General features: G+C 54.2%; 17 protein-coding genes and 6 pseudogenes. 14 read left to right on the top strand and 9 right to left on the bottom strand.

Annotated elements, in window-relative coordinates; all coding sequences use genetic code 11:
* Nucleotides 1-5: 5 nt before the first annotated feature.
* From AB4H76_RS00515 to AB4H76_RS00500, 4 genes and pseudogenes are all read right to left on the bottom strand, one after another.
* Nucleotides 6-98 (bottom strand): annotated as a pseudogene (locus AB4H76_RS00515) (tRNA modification GTPase); the annotation flags it as partial.
* 148 nt (nucleotides 99-246) lie between these two features.
* Nucleotides 247-1,107 (bottom strand): class A beta-lactamase TEM-215, encoded by an 861-nt coding sequence (locus AB4H76_RS00510; RefSeq protein WP_050190632.1) that lies wholly within the window; start codon nucleotides 1,105-1,107, stop codon nucleotides 247-249.
* Between the two features lie 134 nt (nucleotides 1,108-1,241).
* Nucleotides 1,242-1,946, bottom strand: coding sequence for an IS6-like element IS26 family transposase (locus tag AB4H76_RS00505; RefSeq protein WP_001067858.1), 705 nt, complete (start codon nucleotides 1,944-1,946; stop codon nucleotides 1,242-1,244).
* Nucleotides 1,947-2,024: 78 nt separating this feature from the next.
* Nucleotides 2,025-3,365: pseudogene (locus AB4H76_RS00500) on the bottom strand (Tn3-like element Tn5403 family transposase); the annotation flags it as partial.
* A 94-nt stretch (nucleotides 3,366-3,459) separates the two neighbouring features.
* Here AB4H76_RS00500 and AB4H76_RS00495 point away from each other — a divergent pair.
* A complete protein-coding gene (locus AB4H76_RS00495; protein WP_000509965.1) occupies nucleotides 3,460-4,065 on the top strand; it encodes a recombinase family protein in 606 nt (201 codons plus the stop codon).
* A 23-nt stretch (nucleotides 4,066-4,088) separates the two neighbouring features.
* On the opposite strand, the pseudogene AB4H76_RS00490 reads toward AB4H76_RS00495, so the two are convergent.
* Nucleotides 4,089-4,838 (bottom strand): annotated as a pseudogene (locus AB4H76_RS00490) (Tn3 family transposase); the annotation flags it as partial.
* 3 nt (nucleotides 4,839-4,841) lie between these two features.
* Here AB4H76_RS00490 and AB4H76_RS00485 point away from each other — a divergent pair.
* Nucleotides 4,842-5,234: a cysteine hydrolase family protein gene (locus AB4H76_RS00485; protein WP_001351729.1), complete on the top strand. Its 393-nt coding sequence runs from the start codon at nucleotides 4,842-4,844 to the stop codon at nucleotides 5,232-5,234.
* Nucleotides 5,235-5,371: 137 nt separating this feature from the next.
* On the top strand, nucleotides 5,372-6,256 hold the full coding sequence (locus tag AB4H76_RS00480) for a DMT family transporter (protein WP_000058717.1): 885 nt from the start codon (nucleotides 5,372-5,374) through the stop codon (nucleotides 6,254-6,256).
* 31 nt (nucleotides 6,257-6,287) lie between these two features.
* Here AB4H76_RS00480 and tet(A) read toward each other — a convergent pair whose 3' ends face one another.
* The gene (gene tet(A), locus AB4H76_RS00475) at nucleotides 6,288-7,487 is read right to left on the bottom strand and encodes a tetracycline efflux MFS transporter Tet(A) (protein ID WP_001493765.1); all 1,200 of its coding nucleotides are present in this window, start codon (nucleotides 7,485-7,487) and stop codon (nucleotides 6,288-6,290) included.
* Nucleotides 7,488-7,592: 105 nt separating this feature from the next.
* Here tet(A) and tetR(A) point away from each other — a divergent pair, with 105 nt between their 5' ends.
* The gene (tetR(A), locus tag AB4H76_RS00470; protein ID WP_001493764.1) at nucleotides 7,593-8,243 is read left to right on the top strand and encodes a tetracycline resistance transcriptional repressor TetR(A); all 651 of its coding nucleotides are present in this window, start codon (nucleotides 7,593-7,595) and stop codon (nucleotides 8,241-8,243) included.
* A gap of 31 nt (nucleotides 8,244-8,274) precedes the next feature.
* Here tetR(A) and AB4H76_RS00465 read toward each other — a convergent pair whose 3' ends face one another.
* The gene (locus tag AB4H76_RS00465; RefSeq protein ID WP_000844627.1) at nucleotides 8,275-8,517 is read right to left on the bottom strand and encodes a transposase; all 243 of its coding nucleotides are present in this window, start codon (nucleotides 8,515-8,517) and stop codon (nucleotides 8,275-8,277) included.
* A gap of 117 nt (nucleotides 8,518-8,634) precedes the next feature.
* Here AB4H76_RS00465 and AB4H76_RS00460 point away from each other — a divergent pair, with 117 nt between their 5' ends.
* From AB4H76_RS00460 to AB4H76_RS00445, 4 genes and pseudogenes are all read left to right on the top strand, one after another.
* A complete protein-coding gene (locus AB4H76_RS00460; protein ID WP_012477564.1) occupies nucleotides 8,635-9,225 on the top strand; it encodes a plasmid pRiA4b ORF-3 family protein in 591 nt (196 codons plus the stop codon).
* A gap of 136 nt (nucleotides 9,226-9,361) precedes the next feature.
* A complete protein-coding gene (locus tag AB4H76_RS00455; RefSeq protein ID WP_001493762.1) occupies nucleotides 9,362-9,934 on the top strand; it encodes a recombinase family protein in 573 nt (190 codons plus the stop codon).
* A gap of 36 nt (nucleotides 9,935-9,970) precedes the next feature.
* Entirely contained in the window at nucleotides 9,971-11,362 is a 1,392-nt protein-coding gene (locus AB4H76_RS00450) for an ISKra4-like element ISKpn19 family transposase (protein ID WP_001493761.1), read from the top strand.
* Between the two features lie 32 nt (nucleotides 11,363-11,394).
* Nucleotides 11,395-11,823: pseudogene (locus AB4H76_RS00445) on the top strand (recombinase family protein); the annotation flags it as partial.
* A gap of 318 nt (nucleotides 11,824-12,141) precedes the next feature.
* Here the strand turns inward: AB4H76_RS00445 and AB4H76_RS00440 are convergent.
* Nucleotides 12,142-12,798 carry a quinolone resistance pentapeptide repeat protein QnrS1 gene (locus AB4H76_RS00440; RefSeq protein ID WP_001516695.1) on the bottom strand — a complete coding sequence of 219 codons (657 nt, stop codon included), beginning with the start codon at nucleotides 12,796-12,798 and terminating at the stop codon, nucleotides 12,142-12,144.
* Between the two features lie 394 nt (nucleotides 12,799-13,192).
* On the opposite strand from AB4H76_RS00440, the pseudogene AB4H76_RS00435 reads away from it, so the two are divergent.
* Both AB4H76_RS00435 and AB4H76_RS00430 read left to right on the top strand, forming a co-directional pair.
* A pseudogene (locus AB4H76_RS00435) lies at nucleotides 13,193-13,809 on the top strand (transposase); the annotation flags it as partial.
* Nucleotides 13,810-13,875: 66 nt separating this feature from the next.
* Nucleotides 13,876-14,580, top strand: a complete 705-nt coding sequence (locus AB4H76_RS00430; RefSeq protein ID WP_086525284.1) for an IS6-like element IS26 family transposase — start codon at nucleotides 13,876-13,878, stop codon at nucleotides 14,578-14,580.
* Here AB4H76_RS00430 and intI1 read toward each other — a convergent pair.
* Nucleotides 14,526-15,638: a class 1 integron integrase IntI1 gene (gene intI1, locus AB4H76_RS00425; RefSeq protein WP_024166810.1), complete on the bottom strand. Its 1,113-nt coding sequence runs from the start codon at nucleotides 15,636-15,638 to the stop codon at nucleotides 14,526-14,528. The genes AB4H76_RS00430 and intI1 overlap by 55 nt on opposite strands.
* Nucleotides 15,639-15,796: 158 nt before the next feature.
* Between intI1 and dfrA14 the strand changes: the two genes are divergently transcribed.
* The 4 genes and pseudogenes from dfrA14 to AB4H76_RS00405 all read left to right on the top strand — a co-directional run bounded on the left by dfrA14 (nucleotide 15,797) and on the right by AB4H76_RS00405 (nucleotide 18,634).
* Entirely contained in the window at nucleotides 15,797-16,270 is a 474-nt protein-coding gene (dfrA14, locus tag AB4H76_RS00420) for a trimethoprim-resistant dihydrofolate reductase DfrA14 (RefSeq protein ID WP_004201280.1), read from the top strand.
* 246 nt (nucleotides 16,271-16,516) lie between these two features.
* Nucleotides 16,517-17,221 carry an IS6-like element IS26 family transposase gene (locus AB4H76_RS00415; RefSeq protein ID WP_001067855.1) on the top strand — a complete coding sequence of 235 codons (705 nt, stop codon included), beginning with the start codon at nucleotides 16,517-16,519 and terminating at the stop codon, nucleotides 17,219-17,221.
* A 52-nt stretch (nucleotides 17,222-17,273) separates the two neighbouring features.
* Nucleotides 17,274-18,086, top strand: a pseudogene (locus AB4H76_RS00410) (Tn3 family transposase); the annotation flags it as partial.
* Between the two features lie 86 nt (nucleotides 18,087-18,172).
* Nucleotides 18,173-18,634 (top strand): DMT family transporter, encoded by a 462-nt coding sequence (locus AB4H76_RS00405; RefSeq protein ID WP_196451626.1) that lies wholly within the window; start codon nucleotides 18,173-18,175, stop codon nucleotides 18,632-18,634.

Here is an 18,634-nt window from a genome sequence, read left to right as displayed (position 1 = left end):
TTATTTTATTTCTTAATAATCATCCAGGTATTCTCTTTATCCCCATACGTGGTGCGGGTGTCCACCTTAACGCAGGGCTTTCCGTCACACGTAGAGATAGGGGTCTGACGCTCAGTGGAACGAAAACTCACGTTAAGGGATTTTGGTCATGAGATTATCAAAAAGGATCTTCACCTAGATCCTTTTAAATTAAAAATGAAGTTTTAAATCAATCTAAAGTATATATGAGTAAACTTGGTCTGACAGTTACCAATGCTTAATCAGTGAGGCACCTATCTCAGCGATCTGTCTATTTCGTTCATCCATAGTTGCCTGACTCCCCGTCGTGTAGATAACTACGATACGGGAGGGCTTACCATCTGGCCCCAGTGCTGCAATGATACCGCGAGACCCACGCTCACCGGCTCCAGATTTATCAGCAATAAACCAGCCAGCCGGAAGGGCCGAGCGCAGAAGTGGTCCTGCAACTTTATCCGCCTCCATCCAGTCTATTAATTGTTGCCGGGAAGCTAGAGTAAGTAGTTCGCCAGTTAATAGTTTGCGCAACGTTGTTGCCATTGCTGCAGGCATCGTGGTGTCACGCTCGTCGTTTGGTATGGCTTCATTCAGCTCCGGTTCCCAACGATCAAGGCGAGTTACATGATCCCCCATGTTGCGCAAAAAAGCGGTTAGCTCCTTCGGTCCTCCGATCGTTGTCAGAAGTAAGTTGGCAGCAGTGTTATCACTCATGGTTATGGCAGCACTGCATAATTCTCTTACTGTCATGCCATCCGTAAGATGCTTTTCTGTGACTGGTGAGTACTCAACCAAGTCATTCTGAGAATAGTGTATGCGGCGACCGAGTTGCTCTTGCCCGGCGTCAACACGGGATAATACCGCACCACATAGCAGAACTTTAAAAGTGCTCATCATTGGAAAACGTTCTTCGGGGCGAAAACTCTCAAGGATCTTACCGCTGTTGAGATCCAGTTCGATGTAACCCACTCGTGCACCCAACTGATCTTCAGCATCTTTTACTTTCACCAGCGTTTCTGGGTGAGCAAAAACAGGAAGGCAAAATGCCGCAAAAAAGGGAATAAGGGCGACACGAAAATGTTGAATACTCATACTCTTCCTTTTTCAATATTATTGAAGCATTTACCAGGGTTATTGTCTCATGAGCGGATACATATTTGAATGTATTTAGAAAGGCACTGTTGCAAAGTTAGCGATGAGGCAGCCTTTTGTCTTATTCAAAGGCCTTACATTTCAAAAACTCTGCTTACCAGGCGCATTTCGCCCAGGGGATCACCATAATAAAATGCTGAGGCCTGGCCTTTGCGTAGTGCACGCATCACCTCAATACCTTTGATGGTGGCGTAAGCCGTCTTCATGGATTTAAATCCCAGCGTGGCGTTGATTATCCGTTTCAGTTTGCCATGATCGCATTCAATCACGTTGTTCCGGTACTTAATCTGTCGGTGTTCAACGTCAGACGGGCACCGGCCTTCGCGTTTGAGCAGAGCAAGCGCGCGACCATAGGCGGGCGCTTTATCCGTGTTGATGAATCGTGGGATCTGCCACTTCTTCACGTTGTTGAGGATTTTACCCAGAAACCGGTATGCAGCTTTGCTGTTACGACGGGAGGAGAGATAAAAATCGACAGTGCGGCCCCGGCTGTCGACGGCCCGGTACAGATACGCCCAGCGGCCATTGACCTTCACGTAGGTTTCATCCATGTGCCACGGGCAAAGATCGGAAGGGTTACGCCAGTACCAGCGCAGCCGTTTTTCCATTTCAGGCGCATAACGCTGAACCCAGCGGTAAATCGTGGAGTGATCGACATTCACTCCGCGTTCAGCCAGCATCTCCTGCAGCTCACGGTAACTGATGCCGTATTTGCAGTACCAGCGTACGGCCCACAGAATGATGTCACGCTGAAAATGCCGGCCTTTGAATGGGTTCATGTGCAGCTCCATCAGCAAAAGGGGATGATAAGTTTATCACCACCGACTATTTGCAACAGTGCCAAGACGGGTATCTCCTTTTTCCTGAGCTCGTAAATGACGGTTCCATTTGGAGCTGGGCCGCAGGAAACGCCTTTCTGGCGATGCAACACCTTTCATCTCTCCGATCGACAAAGCTGCTGCTACCAATGGTCCGGCGACCGGCGCGGCTTCGAGCTTCAGACAGCGCAACATGCGGGGCGCATAACGACGAAAGCGATGGTATCCCTGCCCGACATATGCAAGAGGCTCATCGGCTAGCGTGTTGCTGAGTTGAGTCCCTGTCGCTACCAGTTGAGCGAGCCGGTCCCATGCAACCGAACTGGCGACAGCCATCTCCAGCGGGGTTCCGTCACTGCGGGCCTCAAGCAACGAAGCTCCCAGCGCGGTGAAGGTACGGATCGTATCCGTGAGTGTGGCTTTAGAGCCGGAAATTGTTTCGTCATGCTGGCGCTTCGCTTCCCGCCAGGTTTTTCCTACGATCCTGTCATGGGTTTCGACTATGGCATCAGCAATCGCCGCTTCCCACTCCACAACACAGACGGCAAGGATCGCCCAGCGGCGGTCCGAAGTGATGTCACGCAAACCGTCGGTGAAGTAGCGTTCACCCTGCCGACGCAGCCGGGCAATGCGATGGGCAGGTATGCTGGCCAAAGCACTATGATTGATATTCAGGGTACGCAGAAATTCGAGCCTGTCGAGCAAACGGTTAGCAGCAGCCGAGTTGTTACCAACCTCGAAGTTGCGAAGCCAGATGAAACGACTGATATTGCCGGCGAGCATTTCACTCAGAAGTTTGTCCAGGTGATCGCGAACATCCGCTGTTAAATTTTCCGCAATCCGCGTTTCAATCCGCCGCTCAGCGGCGACCAGAGCATCCGCGCACAAGCGCTCGATTGTCGATACTGCGGGCAGAATGGTGGAAGTTTCCCGACACCGCACAATAAAACGATGAGCAAGATCCTCGTTTGATCTGGCATCTTCGGCCTGGCCGAAAGTCCACTCCCGCAGATCACGGGCACCACGGCCCGTGAAGGTCTTGTAGCCGTAAATTTCGCGCAGCGTGTCCATGTGCTGCTGACGGGTTTGGCGCCGTGTGGCATAAGTGAGAAGCGCATCAGCCGGAACTCCAAGCTGAGCACCGACGAAGGAAAGGACTTCACGCGGGATCATCTCACCAGGAGCCAGTGCACGGCCCGGATATCGTAAGGCACAAAGTTGCAGGGCAAAGCCAATCCTGTTTTCCGGTCTGCGGCGCTGCCTAATGTTTTCCAGGTCATCATCGCCCAGCGTGTAGAACTTCAGTAGCGACAGTTCGTCCGTGGGCAGATCGAACAGCGCTGCTCGCTGCCGTTCGGTGAAAATATGGCGTCGTGACATACAAATTCGTCCCTTTTGAAGTATAGTCTGTTTTGGACAACAGCCAGCCCATATAAATCAGGGCGTTCCGATACAAAAATCCAGGAGGGTTCAATTGGGACATCGTGCCGCCATTTACTGCCGGGTTTCAACAGCGGATCAGTCTTGTGAACGCCAGGAATTTGATCTGCGAGCCTTCGCCGGCTGTGCCGGCTACGACGTGGTGGGAATATTTAAGGAAACAGGTTCAGGAACTAAACTCGACCGGGCCGAGCGAAAGAAAGTCCTGGCGCTTGCCCAGTCCAGACAAATTGATGCAATCCTGGTCACTGAGCTTTCCCGGTGGGGGCGCTCGACGCTCGATCTGCTCAATACGCTACGTGAACTGGAGAACTGGAAGGTTTCCGTGATAGCCATGAATGGAATGGCGTTCGATCTTTCGTCGCCGTATGGACGAATGCTGGCGACGTTTCTTTCCGGCATTGCGGAGTTTGAGCGGGATCTCATCAGCGAGCGGGTCAAGTCAGGCCTTGCTGTTGCGAAGGCACGTGGTAAGAGGCTTGGTCGTCAGGCCGGAGTGCGACCAAAATCAGACCGACTTTTGCCTAAGGTGGTTGCGATGAGGGCCGAGGGACGCAGCTATCGCTGGATCGCACGCGAGCTCGGTATCAGCAAGAATACCGTCGCTGACATCGTGCAACGACACAGAGCTAACGCTTAGGGTGTCATTTCGCCCTCAGCCGGAACCGACCCCGAATAGGTTTCGTCGCGGATGTGCCAGGCTTGCAGCCAGGACAGCTTGGCGTAGGTCAGGCCGGGGCTCGACTCGGCCATCTTGGTCAGCCCGAGGTTGATCGCATCACCGAGGATTGCGGACAGCAGCAACGTCCTGTCTTTGGCCTCGGCCCCGTCCTTCAAGTGGGTGAAGTGGCGGCTGAAGCCCGTCCAGTCGTCCACGTCCATCAGCAGTTCGGTGATCTTGATGCGCGGCAGTAACTGGCTGGTTTGGTCGATCAGCGCCTGCGCCCGATCCGGCACCGCCGCATCCAGCGGGGTGATTTTCAGCCCTGACTCGGTGAGGATGGCATCGGGCAGCTCGTTGTCCTTGGCCAGGCGGGTGACGGTGGCCAACTGCTCGTCCAGCAGCTGCAAACGCTCTTCCAGGTACTGGTCGCTGTTCGGGTTGATCGCCAGGGGCAGGGCCTGCTCGCGCTTGAGTGCGGCGAACTTCTCGGCCGGCAGCAGGTAGTCGTCGAAGTCGCGGAACTGCCGCGAGCCCTTGACCCAGATGTCGCCGGAGCGCAGGGCGTTCTTCAGCTCGGACAGGGCGCAGATTTCGTAGAATTTCCGGTCGAGGCCTTCCGGGGTGATCACCAGCGGCTTCCAGCGCGGCTTGATGAAGGCCGTGGGTGCATCGGCCGGCACCTTGCGCAGGTTGTCGGCGTTCATCTCACGCAGGGTCTGCACGGCTGCCAGCACGCCTTGCGCGGCCGGCCCGTGCTGTTCCCCAACTTTTCGCTCGGCGAAGAGTATGAACATGCGCCGCCGGCGACGAATCGCCAAATCTCACCGTATCTCCCGAGCGGACGATTTCGCACCGGTCTGCCCGTCGAAGGGCTTGCGATCGAACGGGGCGACCTTTTCTATGCATGTCCGCGAGCCAGCGTCTTTTATGGCACGGCGCTCGACGCCGACCTTCGGACGCGCGGCGTAAGCACGCTTGTCATGGCCGGGATAAGCACCACCGGCGTTGTTCTTTCAAGCGTCGCCTGGGCTAGTGATGCGGACTACGACGTGCGTTTGGTCCAGGACTGCTGCTACGACCCGGATCGGGATGCCCACGAAGCTCTGTTGCGTTCCGGGTTCGGCGGACGTGTACAGGTCGTGTAATTTTCGGGCCTCGCATGATCGCGGCCATAGCCGCAGGTGGATTGGTGCGAGGCAGGGCCAGTCCAAGTCAGGGTGCGGTCATCGCGGCGCCTGCAACTCTCAAAAACCCATCGCCGTAGCGGAGGTCTTGTAATCGCATGTCATTACGCACGCCCGATTTATTGTTCACAGCGATAGCACCTGCCATTTGGGGCAGCACCTACATTGTCACCACCCAATACCTGCCGAACTTCTCACCGATGACGGTCGCGATGCTGCGGGCGTTGCCGGCGGGTTTATTGCTCGTGATGATCGTCCGACAGATTCCAACGGGAATCTGGTGGATGCGCATCTTCATCCTCGGCGCACTTAATATTTCGCTATTCTGGAGCTTGTTGTTTATTTCGGTCTACCGCCTGCCGGGCGGGGTCGCGGCGACGGTAGGCGCTGTGCAGCCGCTGATGGTCGTGTTCATCTCTGCCGCTCTGCTAGGTAGCCCGATACGATTGATGGCGGTCCTGGGGGCTATTTGCGGAACTGCGGGCGTGGCGCTGTTGGTGTTGACACCAAACGCAGCGCTAGATCCTGTCGGCGTCGCAGCGGGCCTGGCGGGGGCGGTTTCCATGGCGTTCGGAACCGTGCTGACCCGCAAGTGGCAACCTCCCGTGCCTCTGCTCACCTTTACCGCCTGGCAACTGGCGGCCGGAGGACTTCTGCTCGTTCCAGTAGCTTTAGTGTTTGATCCGCCAATCCCGATGCCTACAGGAACCAATGTTCTCGGCCTGGCGTGGCTCGGCCTGATCGGAGCGGGTTTAACCTACTTCCTTTGGTTCCGGGGGATCTCGCGACTCGAACCTACAGTTGTTTCCTTACTGGGCTTTCTCAGCCCGGGGACCGCCGTGTTGCTAGGATGGTTGTTCTTGGATCAGACGCTGAGTGCGCTTCAAATCATCGGCGTCCTGCTCGTGATCGGGAGTATCTGGCTGGGCCAACGTTCCAACCGCACTCCTAGGGCGCGTATAGCTTGCCGGAAGTCGCCTTGACCCGCATGGCATAGGCCTATCGTTTCCACGATCAGCGATCGGCTCGTTGCCCTGCGCCGCTCCAAAGCCCGCGACGCAGCGCCGGCAGGCAGAGCAAGTAGAGGGCAGCGCCTGCAATCCATGCCCACCCGTTCCACGTTGTTATAGAAGCCGCATAGATCGCCGTGAAGAGGAGGGGTCCGACGATCGAGGTCAGGCTGGTGAGCGCCGCCAGTGAGCCTTGCAGCTGCCCCTGACGTTCCTCATCCACCTGCCTGGACAACATTGCTTGCAGCGCCGGCATTCCGATGCCACCCGAAGCAAGCAGGACCATGATCGGGAACGCCATCCATCCCCGTGTCGCGAAGGCAAGCAGGATGTAGCCTGTGCCGTCGGCAATCATTCCGAGCATGAGTGCCCGCCTTTCGCCGAGCCGGGCGGCTACAGGGCCGGTGATCATTGCCTGGGCGAGTGAATGCAGAATGCCAAATGCGGCAAGCGAAATGCCGATCGTGGTCGCGTCCCAGTGAAAGCGATCCTCGCCGAAAATGACCCAAAGCGCGGCCGGCACCTGTCCGACAAGTTGCATGATGAAGAAGACCGCCATCAGGGCGGCGACGACGGTCATGCCCCGGGCCCACCGGAACGAAGCGAGCGGGTTGAGAGCCTCCCGGCGTAACGGCCGGCGTTCGCCTTTGTGCGACTCCGGCAAAAGGAAACAGCCCGTCAGGAAATTGAGGCCGTTCAAGGCTGCCGCGGCGAAGAACGGAGCGTGGGGGGAGAAACCGCCCATCAGCCCACCGAGCACAGGTCCCGCGACCATCCCGAACCCGAAACAGGCGCTCATGAAGCCGAAGTGCCGCGCGCGCTCATCGCCATCAGTGATATCGGCAATATAAGCGCCGGCTACCGCCCCAGTCGCCCCGGTGATGCCGGCCACGATCCGCCCGATATAGAGAACCCAAAGGAAAGGCGTCGTCGCCATGATGGCGTAGTCGACAGCAGCGCCGGCCAGCGAGACGAGCAAGACCGGCCGCCGCCCGAAACGATCCGACAGCGCGCCCAGCACAGGTGCGCAGGCAAATTGCATCAACGCATACAGCGCCAGCAGAATGCCATAGTGGGCGGTGACGTCGTTCGAGTGAACCAGATCGCGCAGGAGGCCCGGCAGCACCGGCATAATCAGGCCGATGCCGACAGCGTCGAGCGCGACAGTGCTCAGAATTACGATCAGGGGTCTGTTGGGTTTCACGTCTGGCCTCCGGACCAGCCTCCGCTGGTCCGATTGAACGCGCGGATTCTTTATCACTGATAAGTTGGTGGACATATTATGTTTATCAGTGATAAAGTGTCAAGCATGACAAAGTTGCAGCCGAATACAGTGATCCGTGCCGCCCTGGACCTGTTGAACGAGGTCGGCGTAGACGGTCTGACGACACGCAAACTGGCGGAACGGTTGGGGGTTCAGCAGCCGGCGCTTTACTGGCACTTCAGGAACAAGCGGGCGCTGCTCGACGCACTGGCCGAAGCCATGCTGGCGGAGAATCATACGCATTCGGTGCCGAGAGCCGACGACGACTGGCGCTCATTTCTGATCGGGAATGCCCGCAGCTTCAGGCAGGCGCTGCTCGCCTACCGCGATGGCGCGCGCATCCATGCCGGCACGCGACCGGGCGCACCGCAGATGGAAACGGCCGACGCGCAGCTTCGCTTCCTCTGCGAGGCGGGTTTTTCGGCCGGGGACGCCGTCAATGCGCTGATGACAATCAGCTACTTCACTGTTGGGGCCGTGCTTGAGGAGCAGGCCGGCGACAGCGATGCCGGCGAGCGCGGCGGCACCGTTGAACAGGCTCCGCTCTCGCCGCTGTTGCGGGCCGCGATAGACGCCTTCGACGAAGCCGATCCGGACGCAGCGTTCGAGCAGGGACTCGCGGTGATTGTCGATGGATTGGCGAAAAGGAGGCTCGTTGTCAGGAACGTTGAAGGACCGAGAAAGGGTGACGATTGATCAGGACCGCTGCCGGAGCGCAACCCACTCACTACAGCAGAGCCATGTAGACAACATCCCCTCCCCCTTTCCACCGCGTCAGACGCCCGTAGCAGCCCGCTACGGGCTTTTTCATGCCCTGCCCTAGCGTCCAAGCCTCACGGCCGCGCTCGGCCTCTCTGGCGGCCTTCTGGCGCTCCTGCTGCGGCGTCCGCTCGTGGGCCGTGGCGCGGGTCCGCGCGCCGGCCTCGTGCGCCTGGCGCTCGCGGGCGAGGTCCAGGGCGGCCGTCTTCACGTTCTGCCTTGCGCAGATGAGATAGGAGAGCATGAAAAACCTCGGGGCAGCCATCGAATGATGCCATCTACAGGGGTTAAAATAACCACCATCATTTCATAACAATACCTGCTGACTATGAAGATCTACGTCATCAAAATAGCAGTTCATGGAGTCAGTCCGATGGTCTGGCGTCGGCTGAGAATTGCTGCCGACACGTCACTGGCCGCGCTTCACTTCATTTTCCAGATAGTGCAGGGCTGGGGGGACGACCATCTCCATCAATTTCACATTTATGGCAAAGATTACGGTATCTCCTACGAAGGAGGCATCGGTTTTGTCGATAATCCGTTCCGGGTCGTGATTGATGATTTTGCTTTTGATGCTGGCGATCGCTTTACCTATGAATACAATTTCTTTGAGCACTGGCTTCATGACATTCGTGTTGAGGCCATTTATGAAAACTCTACGCTGAAAGCGCCGTTTTGTATAAGCGGCCATGGTATGCCCGGAGCCACAGCTGCGGATGAGTTCGATAAAACCCTGGCGTTTCTTGAAGCTATCGTTAATGCGGATGATGAAACAACGGTCGGCGAGATCCGCCCTTTTGCTGACGACCTGGATGCTGTCAGGTTCAACCGCCACAAAATCAACCGGCAACTGAGCAGGCTCGACCTTGCATCTCCGGTACTGGAGCCTGAAGTTATCTGGCTGGGCCGTCGTCGCTGACTGATGTCTATAAAGGTATACGTTTTCAGCATGCCTCTCAGATCCCCGAAAAAATGTCTATAAACCTCCCTAAATCAGTGTTTATGGATTATTCTTTAAATCTCTATGATGTTTAAAGACCTTCCGGAGGTTTTGCGTGCAATATGCCTACATCAGGGTAAGCTCGGCCGATCAGAATACGGCCCGTCAGGAAGAGGCATTGTCAAAGGCGGGTTTTCAGCCTGATAAAATTTGTGTTGAGCATGCCAGCGCGAAGGACACAAACCGCCCGGGGTTACAGGAACTCCTGGGGCAATTACGCCCTGGTGATACGCTTCTGGTTCATTCCATCGATCGCCTTTGCCGGAATATGTCGGATATGTGCGCTGTCACCACCCGGCTTCGTGACCAGGGCGTTACCCTTATTTTTCTGAAAGAGCAGCTGACGTTCAGCGCCGGCACAAACAATCCGATGCAGGAACTGCAGCTGCACATGATGTCGGCATTCAGCCAGTTTGAACGAGCCTTACTGAAGGAAAGGCAGGCCGACGGCATCGCCGCGAAAAAAGCACGGGGTGAAAAAACAGGGCGCCCCGGCGCCGATATCAAAAAGATCCAGGAAATTGACGCACTCAGAAGCAGAGGGGTCAGGCTCAGGATCGCCTGCGACCATGCGGGCCTTGGCGTTTCCACATATTATAAGCTTCGTCACCAGATGAACAACCAGTAGCCGGGAGATAGTCATCCACCACAGCAGGAGGCAATGATGCAACTGACGCTCCAGATAGTCATCACCGATGAATCAGGCTCCAGTCGAACGGAGGAACTGATGACAATCCAGAAATCAGGGGAGACCCGGAACGACATCGGATTATCGGTGTCAGAATCCAAGCTGTTGCTGAATACGGTCCAGCAGTCGGTGGTCCAGCTGCAGGCAGACGAATATACTCAACACCATATCCGGTGCCCTCACTGCCTTGCTGCGCGCAGAATCAAAGGCAAACAGAAAATACGGTACCGGACGCTGTTTGGCGTTATTCCGGTATCCGGGCTTCGGGTGTACCGGTGCCGTTGTGAAGAGAGTGATACAAAGACAGTCAGTTTGCTCAGCGACTGGGCCGGCGATTATTCTCACCCGGCACTGAAATATATTGAAACCCGCTGGGCCTCGATGATCTCCTATGAAATGACGACTCGTCTGCTGAAAGATATTCTGCCGGTGGGCCACAGCCTGAATGCCTCAACGGTGAGGAATCATTTATGCCAGGTGGCGCAGCGTCTTGACGCTGAGGCTGAAGCTCATTCAGGTTTTCTTTCCGGCTGCCCCCGCGACTGGGGGAACCTGCCCAGGCCAGGAAAACCGCTTGTGGTGGGTATAGATGGTGGTTATGTTCGCGATCGGGATGACAAAAAGCGTAATTTTGAAATTATTGCCGGGAAGTCTTTTTCCGTTGGTGCGCCTGCTGACACCCGCCGCTTCGGTTTTGTTCAGAAGGATGACTGTCATCCGGAACGCAGGCTCATGACCCACCTTTCAGCGCAGGGAATGCAGGCCAACCAGCAGATATTTTTTCTGTCCGACGGCGCGGATAATCTCAGGGACCTCCAGTTCGGTATGTACCCTGAGTCAACGCATGTGCTGGACTGGTTTCATATCACCATGAGGCTGAAGGTGCTCATGCAATATGCCCGGGGACTGCTGGTATCAGATCCAGAGGCGGGGAGTAAAGTTCTGGCACTGCTGGAAAGCATTAAACGATATCTCTGGCATGGCAATGTTGTCGCTGCGCTGGAACATATTGATAATTGCGTTATGTATTGCGATGACCCTGAACTCAGCTATCCTAGCCTGAAATCCCTGCAAAAACATCTGGATGAAATGTATACCTACATCCGGAATAATAAGATGATGATCCCAAACTACGGCGAAATGCGTCGGTACGGAGAGCCGGTATCAACCGCGTTTGTGGAATCCACGATCAATGAAGTGATCGCCAGACGAATGGCCAAAAAGCAGCAGATGCAGTGGAGCAGAAAAGGGGCTCATTATTTGTTACAGACCCGGACCGCCGTTTTGAATAACGAACTGCAGGATAAATTTGTCTGCTGGTATCCGGGTTTTCAAAGTGACGGGAAGGGACCAGCGATGGCAGCATAGCTCACGCTGCCCCAATATTTTTTATGCTCTCGGTCGTATGGAAGCTGGACCGCCTCGGTCGTGATCTTCGTCATCTCATTAATACAGTGCACGACCTGACCGCGAGGGGGACCGGTCTGAAAGTGCTGACCGGTCACGGGGCGACTATCGACACAACAACGGCCGCTGGCAAGCTTGTCTTCGGTATCTTTGCCGCACTGGCGGAGTTTGAGCGCGAACTGATTGCTGAAAGAACGACTGCAGGTCTGGCATCAGCAAGAGCCCGTGGGCGGAACGGCGGCCGACCTTATAAAATGACGCCAGTCAAACTGCGACTGGCAATGGCATCAATGGGACAATCAGAAACAAAGGTCAGTACGCTATGCCAGGAACTTGGGATAACCCGGCAAACTTTGTACAGGCATATTTCCCCTGTTGGTCAACTGCGGGCGGACGGGATCAAGCTGCTCAACCGTGGATAATTTGAACGGACGGAAAAATCTGGGGTTCCGGCGTAGTACCCCTATCACCTCCACATTTTTGCAACAGTGCCTTATAAATGGCAGCCTTATGTTTACTTGCCAAGATGGGCTACCATATGATGTTTTATACTGAGCAATATTAATATTATCTTTAATGGAAAAATTAAGCCCACTAAGTGACCCACTGCTATATGGCTCTATTGTGAAGACGCCTGAGGGTAAAAATTTATACATGGTTGTCCCTATGTCTATTATTGCAAGGTTGACAATATTATTCGTTTTATAAATTTGAGCGTTTAAAATCACACATCAAAGCAATTAGTCAGGATAAACAACAATACCCAGTGCTTCGAGAATCAGTTCTTGCTGCCAGGCTGCAATTTTGATACCTGATGTATCGACTTTGCGGGGATCTAAACCGTCGAGTTCGGCGTGGCATAAATTGGCACCCTGTAGGCTAAATTGCCCCCAGACATCTTCGGAAAAAACACCTCGACTTAAGTCTGACTCTTTCAGTGATGCACCCGCTAGGTTCGTTCCTATCCAGCGATTTTCAAACAACTCACATTTTTCTAAACAAACCCTCTCCATATTGGCATAGGAAAGATTACATCCAGAAATAAATGCTGAGCAAAAGTACATACGATTACTCACTTGATGGGCAAAGTTTGTTCGGGAAAAGTTGGCACCTTTTAAATCACACGCACGGAACTCTATACCGTAGCAATTGGCATTACTGAAGTTTGCCATCGCAAGTTGGCATTGTTGGAAACTTGCATCACGAAGATCTGCGACATCAAAGTGGCAGCCTTCGATATCACCCTGTTCAATGAACTTGCAGTTGACGAATGTCGTATCACGCAAGTTAGCACGTCGAAAGTCGCTGCGAATGAATGTGCAAGCGGTGAAGGTGAGATCACTTAAGTCTTTATGTGAAAAGTTGTGGTGCCGATATGTATGATTGTAGGTTTCCATGAGTACTCCTTGTTGAAAGGAGGGCTAGACTACCATTATACATATGCCAAGACATTAAAATAAAAGCCTGTTACATCAACACATTACAACCCCTCAATTTACCTGTTTTAAGTGGTCAAATTGGCGCGTAGAGCGCCTATCGCTCTTGCATTGGCACGCGGCCCTGTTGAAAAAAGTTATTCGCTTTAGATAGGGTTAGGAGAGCCGTGCTTCGCCGGTAAAAAATCGGACTATCCGACGCAGGGCGGACTCATCGGCGGAGAAGCAAACTTTGACTATATCTCCCTACACTTGGAAGAGGGCTAGACTGGCCCCATAGATCACCAGACACTTCGACTCTCTTAAAATAAGAGGTAGTCTTGGAACTATGTTTAATACCAGTCAGAACGATAAGATGGTTGAAGTGTTATCAGGACCTGAGCGGCGTCGGCGTCGTACACCGCAGGAAAAAATTGCCATTATTCAGCAGACTATGGAGCCCGGTATGACCGTGTCTCATGTCGCGCGCCTGCATGGCATCAATGCAAACCAGATATTCAAATGGCGCAAGCAATATTAAGACGGTTCACTGACGGCTGTTGCATCGGGCGAGGAAGTGGTGCCGGCCTCCGAACTCGCTGCCGCCAATAAGCAAATTCGCGAACTCCAGCGCCTTCTGGGCAAAAAGACGATGGAAGCCGAGATACTCAAAGAGGCCGTGGAGTTCGGCCGGGCAAAAAAATGGATTGCGCATGCGCCCTCGTTGCCTGGGAACGACGAATAAGCGACGTTTGCAGAAGTCTTAGCGTGTCGCGTGCGCAGTTGAGCATTCGGGTTCACCGGCCATCTGACTGACAGGATCGCAGACGGCAGCCCCGTTCTGACGATACCACCGTATTGTCCCGGATAAACATGGCGGTGGCTGACCTGCCGACGTATGGTTATCGCCGTGTGTGGGCGCTGCTGCGACGGGAGTCGGAGCGGGACGGCCTGCCTGTGGTTAATGCAAAGCGGGTGTATCGCATTATGAGAACGGGCACTGTTGCAAATAGTCGGTGGTGATAAACTTATCATCCCCTTTTGCTGATGGAGCTGCACATGAACCCATTCAAAGGCCGGCATTTTCAGCGTGACATCATTCTGTGGGCCGTACGCTGGTACTGCAAATACGGCATCAGTTACCGTGAGCTGCAGGAGATGCTGGCTGAACGCGGAGTGAATGTCGATCACTCCACGATTTACCGCTGGGTTCAGCGTTATGCGCCTGAAATGGAAAAACGGCTGCGCTGGTACTGGCGTAACCCTTCCGATCTTTGCCCGTGGCACATGGATGAAACCTACGTGAAGGTCAATGGCCGCTGGGCGTATCTGTACCGGGCCGTCGACAGCCGGGGCCGCACTGTCGATTTTTATCTCTCCTCCCGTCGTAACAGCAAAGCTGCATACCGGTTTCTGGGTAAAATCCTCAACAACGTGAAGAAGTGGCAGATCCCGCGATTCATCAACACGGATAAAGCGCCCGCCTATGGTCGCGCGCTTGCTCTGCTCAAACGCGAAGGCCGGTGCCCGTCTGACGTTGAACACCGACAGATTAAGTACCGGAACAACATGATTGAATGCGATCATGGCAAACTGAAACGGATAATCGGCGCCACGCTGGGATTTAAATCCATGAAGACGGCTTACGCCACCATCAAAGGTATTGAGGTGATGCGTGCACTACGCAAAGGCCAGGCCTCAGCATTTTATTATGGTGATCCCCTGGGCGAAATGCGCCTGGTAAGCAGAGTTTTTGAAATGTAAGGCCTTTGAATAAGACAAAAGGCTGCCTCATCGCTAACTTTGCAACAGTGCCCACTAGTGAGGGGCGGCAGCGCATCAAGCGGTGAGCGCACTCCGGCACCGCCAACTTTCAGCACATGCGTGTAAATCATCGTCGTAGAGACGTCGGAATGGCCGAGCAGATCCTGCACGGTTCGAATGTCGTAACCGCTGCGGAGCAAGGCCGTCGCGAACGAGTGGCGGAGGGTGTGCGGTGTGGCGGGCTTCGTGATGCCTGCTTGTTCTACGGCACGTTTGAAGGCGCGCTGAAAGGTCTGGTCATACATGTGATGGCGACGCACGACACCGCTCCGTGGATCGGTCGAATGCGTGTGCTGCGCAAAAACCCAGAACCACGGCCAGGAATGCCCGGCGCGCGGATACTTCCGCTCAAGGGCGTCGGGAAGCGCAACGCCGCTGCGGCCCTCGGCCTGGTCCTTCAGCCACCATGCCCGTGCACGCGACAGCTGCTCGCGCAGGCTGGGTGCCAAGCTCTCGGGTAACATCAAGGCCCGATCCTTGGAGCCCTTGCCCTCCCGCACGATGATCGTGCCGTGATCGAAATCCAGATCCTTGACCCGCAGTTGCAAACCCTCACTGATCCGCATGCCCGTTCCATACAGAAGCTGGGCGAACAAACGATGCTCGCCTTCCAGAAAACCGAGGATGCGAACCACTTCATCCGGGGTCAGCACCACCGGCAAGCGCCGCGACGGCCGAGGTCTTCCGATCTCCTGAAGCCAGGGCAGATCCGTGCACAGCACCTTGCCGTAGAAGAACAGCAAGGCCGCCAATGCCTGACGATGCGTGGAGACCGAAACCTTGCGCTCGTTCGCCAGCCAGGACAGAAATGCCTCGACTTCGCTGCTGCCCAAGGTTGCCGGGTGACGCACACCGTGGAAACGGATGAAGGCACGAACCCAGTGGACATAAGCCTGTTCGGTTCGTAAGCTGTAATGCAAGTAGCGTATGCGCTCACGCAACTGGTCCAGAACCTTGACCGAACGCAGCGGTGGTAACGGCGCAGTGGCGGTTTTCATGGCTTGTTATGACTGTTTTTTTGGGGTACAGTCTATGCCTCGGGCATCCAAGCAGCAAGCGCGTTACGCCGTGGGTCGATGTTTGATGTTATGGAGCAGCAACGATGTTACGCAGCAGGGCAGTCGCCCTAAAACAAAGTTAACCCAGGATGAGAACCTTGAAAGTATCATTGATGGCTGCGAAAGCGAAAAACGGCGTGATTGGTTGCGGTCCAGACATACCCTGGTCCGCGAAAGGGGAGCAGCTACTTTTTAAAGCATTGACCTACAATCAGTGGCTTCTGGTGGGTCGCAAGACGTTTGAATCTATGGGCGCACTCCCCAATAGGAAATACGCGGTCGTTACCCGCTCAGGTTGGACATCAAATGATGACAATGTAGTTGTATTTCAGTCAATCGAAGAGGCCATGGACAGGCTAGCTGAATTCACCGGTCACGTTATAGTGTCTGGTGGCGGAGAAATTTACCGAGAAACATTACCCATGGCCTCTACGCTCCACTTATCGACGATCGACATCGAGCCAGAGGGGGATGTTTTCTTCCCGAGTATTCCAAATACCTTCGAAGTTGTTTTTGAGCAACACTTTACTTCAAACATTAACTATTGCTATCAAATTTGGAAAAAGGGTTAACAAAGCTATGCAATCGACGGCAAAAAGCTTCGTTCGCTTCGCGCACTACGCCTTTTCCGCGATTGATAGCGACGTTATGTGAATATTGAAATGAGCATTCCAAAGAAAGGAAGTAGAAAAATTATCGTGGGCGAAAATGAGTTTTTGTGGCTCATTAGGTCAAAACTCACATATTCGCAGGACGGCACTGTTGCAAATAGTCGGTGGTGATAAACTTATCATCCCCTTTTGCTGATGGAGCTGCACATGAACCCATTCAAAGGCCGGCATTTTCAGCGTGACATCATTCTGTGGGCCGTACGCTGGTACTGCAAATACGGCATCAGTTACCGTGAGCTGCAGGAGATGCTGGCTGAACGCGGAGTGAATGTCGATCACTCCACGATTTACCGCTGGGTTCAGCGTTATGCGCCTGAAATGGAAAAACGGCTGCGCTGGTACTGGCGTAACCCTTCCGATCTTTGCCCGTGGCACATGGATGAAACCTACGTGAAGGTCAATGGCCGCTGGGCGTATCTGTACCGGGCCGTCGACAGCCGGGGCCGCACTGTCGATTTTTATCTCTCCTCCCGTCGTAACAGCAAAGCTGCATACCGGTTTCTGGGTAAAATCCTCAACAACGTGAAGAAGTGGCAGATCCCGCGATTCATCAACACGGATAAAGCGCCCGCCTATGGTCGCGCGCTTGCTCTGCTCAAACGCGAAGGCCGGTGCCCGTCTGACGTTGAACACCGACAGATTAAGTACCGGAACAACGTGATTGAATGCGATCATGGCAAACTGAAACGGATAATCGGCGCCACGCTGGGATTTAAATCCATGAAGACGGCTTACGCCACCATCAAAGGTATTGAGGTGATGCGTGCACTACGCAAAGGCCAGGCCTCAGCATTTTATTATGGTGATCCCCTGGGCGAAATGCGCCTGGTAAGCAGAGTTTTTGAAATGTAAGGCCTTTGAATAAGACAAAAGGCTGCCTCATCGCTAACTTTGCAACAGTGCCTTATTGTGCTATCTTCAAACGCGATGGCAGCAAGCGCTGGAACGTATTGCCGATGGCTTTGTGCATCATGTCAGACAGACCAAACAGAAGGCAAAGGATTATGCGCAGGAAGCGGTGTTTAAGGATTGGCAAAAAGCAGCTAAAAATGTCAGCAAGGCAGCTGAAGTACTGCACCTGTTCATTGATGACAGCATTGATCTGCAACTACCGTTTGCAACAGTAAGACAGCAAGCACTGAGCCTGCTGACCAAAAGGGATCTGGAATCTGTATGTCTCTTCCTGAACGAGCAGCGACGATCGGTCGATGAAGCCATGTGGCAGTACTGCGACGAGAAAGAAAGTCTGCGGAAAGGTTTGCTGCGAGAGTTGTTCCTATGTCTGCGCTTCGAAGGCTGCGACGGCACCCAGCACTTAGCGGCCGCCTTGGCGAAAACACAAAACGAACTCAACGGCCAGGACGCTCAGTTGCAAACTGCCGACACCAGACTCCTTTCCAAAAAATCACGTGAATTCCTGCTGGATGGTGAAGGGAATATCCTGATCGATCGTTATGAGTGGTTCCTCTATCAACAGATTCCTGATCGCCTGAATGGCCAGCTGACGCTGCCTGATATCACTAAATACCGGGCACTCGACGCCGACCTGATCGACGGGGAACATTGGCGAAAAAACAAATATACGCTGCTTCAACAGAGCCATTTTACAAAATTAGCGGAGGAGCCTGAAAAGCTGATCAAACAGATGGCCATGGAATTGGATACCCGTTTGTACGAAGTCGGCGAATATCTTGAACAGGACTACTATCGGCAACTTGACGAACTATCCGTCAACACGCCTTAACTTAAACAAAATACCCTCCGCCAAACCCGGGGCGGTTCACTTCTTCGACGAGAAAAACCATGCAAAACATTCTGATGAATCTGGCGTTTTATCTCCTGGTTGTTGCTGCCGGCGCCAGCTTTTCCCTGCAACAGGCGGCCAACAACCATCTTCGCGCAGAACTGCTTTCACCATGGTGGGCAGGTTTCATCAGTTATGTCGGCGGTTCCCTGGCCATGCTGGTCATGGCGCTGGTTTGTCGCGGCCCTGGCCTGTCATGGGATATGCTTTCGCGTACCAGCCCGTTTTCATGGACAGGCGGTATTTTAGGGGCGATTTACATTGCCACGGCCATTTTCATGATCCCGAAACTGGGAGCAACAACGGTTCTGGCATTGATGGTGGTCGGGCAAATGCTGCTTTCCCTGATGCTCGATCACTATGGCCTTCTTGGTATCCCGGTTTATCCTGTCACCGGTATCCGCCTGCTGGGCGTTGTCCTGCTTGTTCTTGGGGTAGTGCTGATCAGATGGCAGGCATAA

Origin of the sequence: Escherichia sp. UTM R2 (assembly GCF_048593455.1) — a bacterium.
Taxonomy (GTDB): Bacteria; Pseudomonadota; Gammaproteobacteria; order Enterobacterales; family Enterobacteriaceae; genus Escherichia; species Escherichia coli.
Note: the sequence above shows the minus strand (reverse complement) of the source record. Positions and strands in the feature narration are given on the sequence as shown.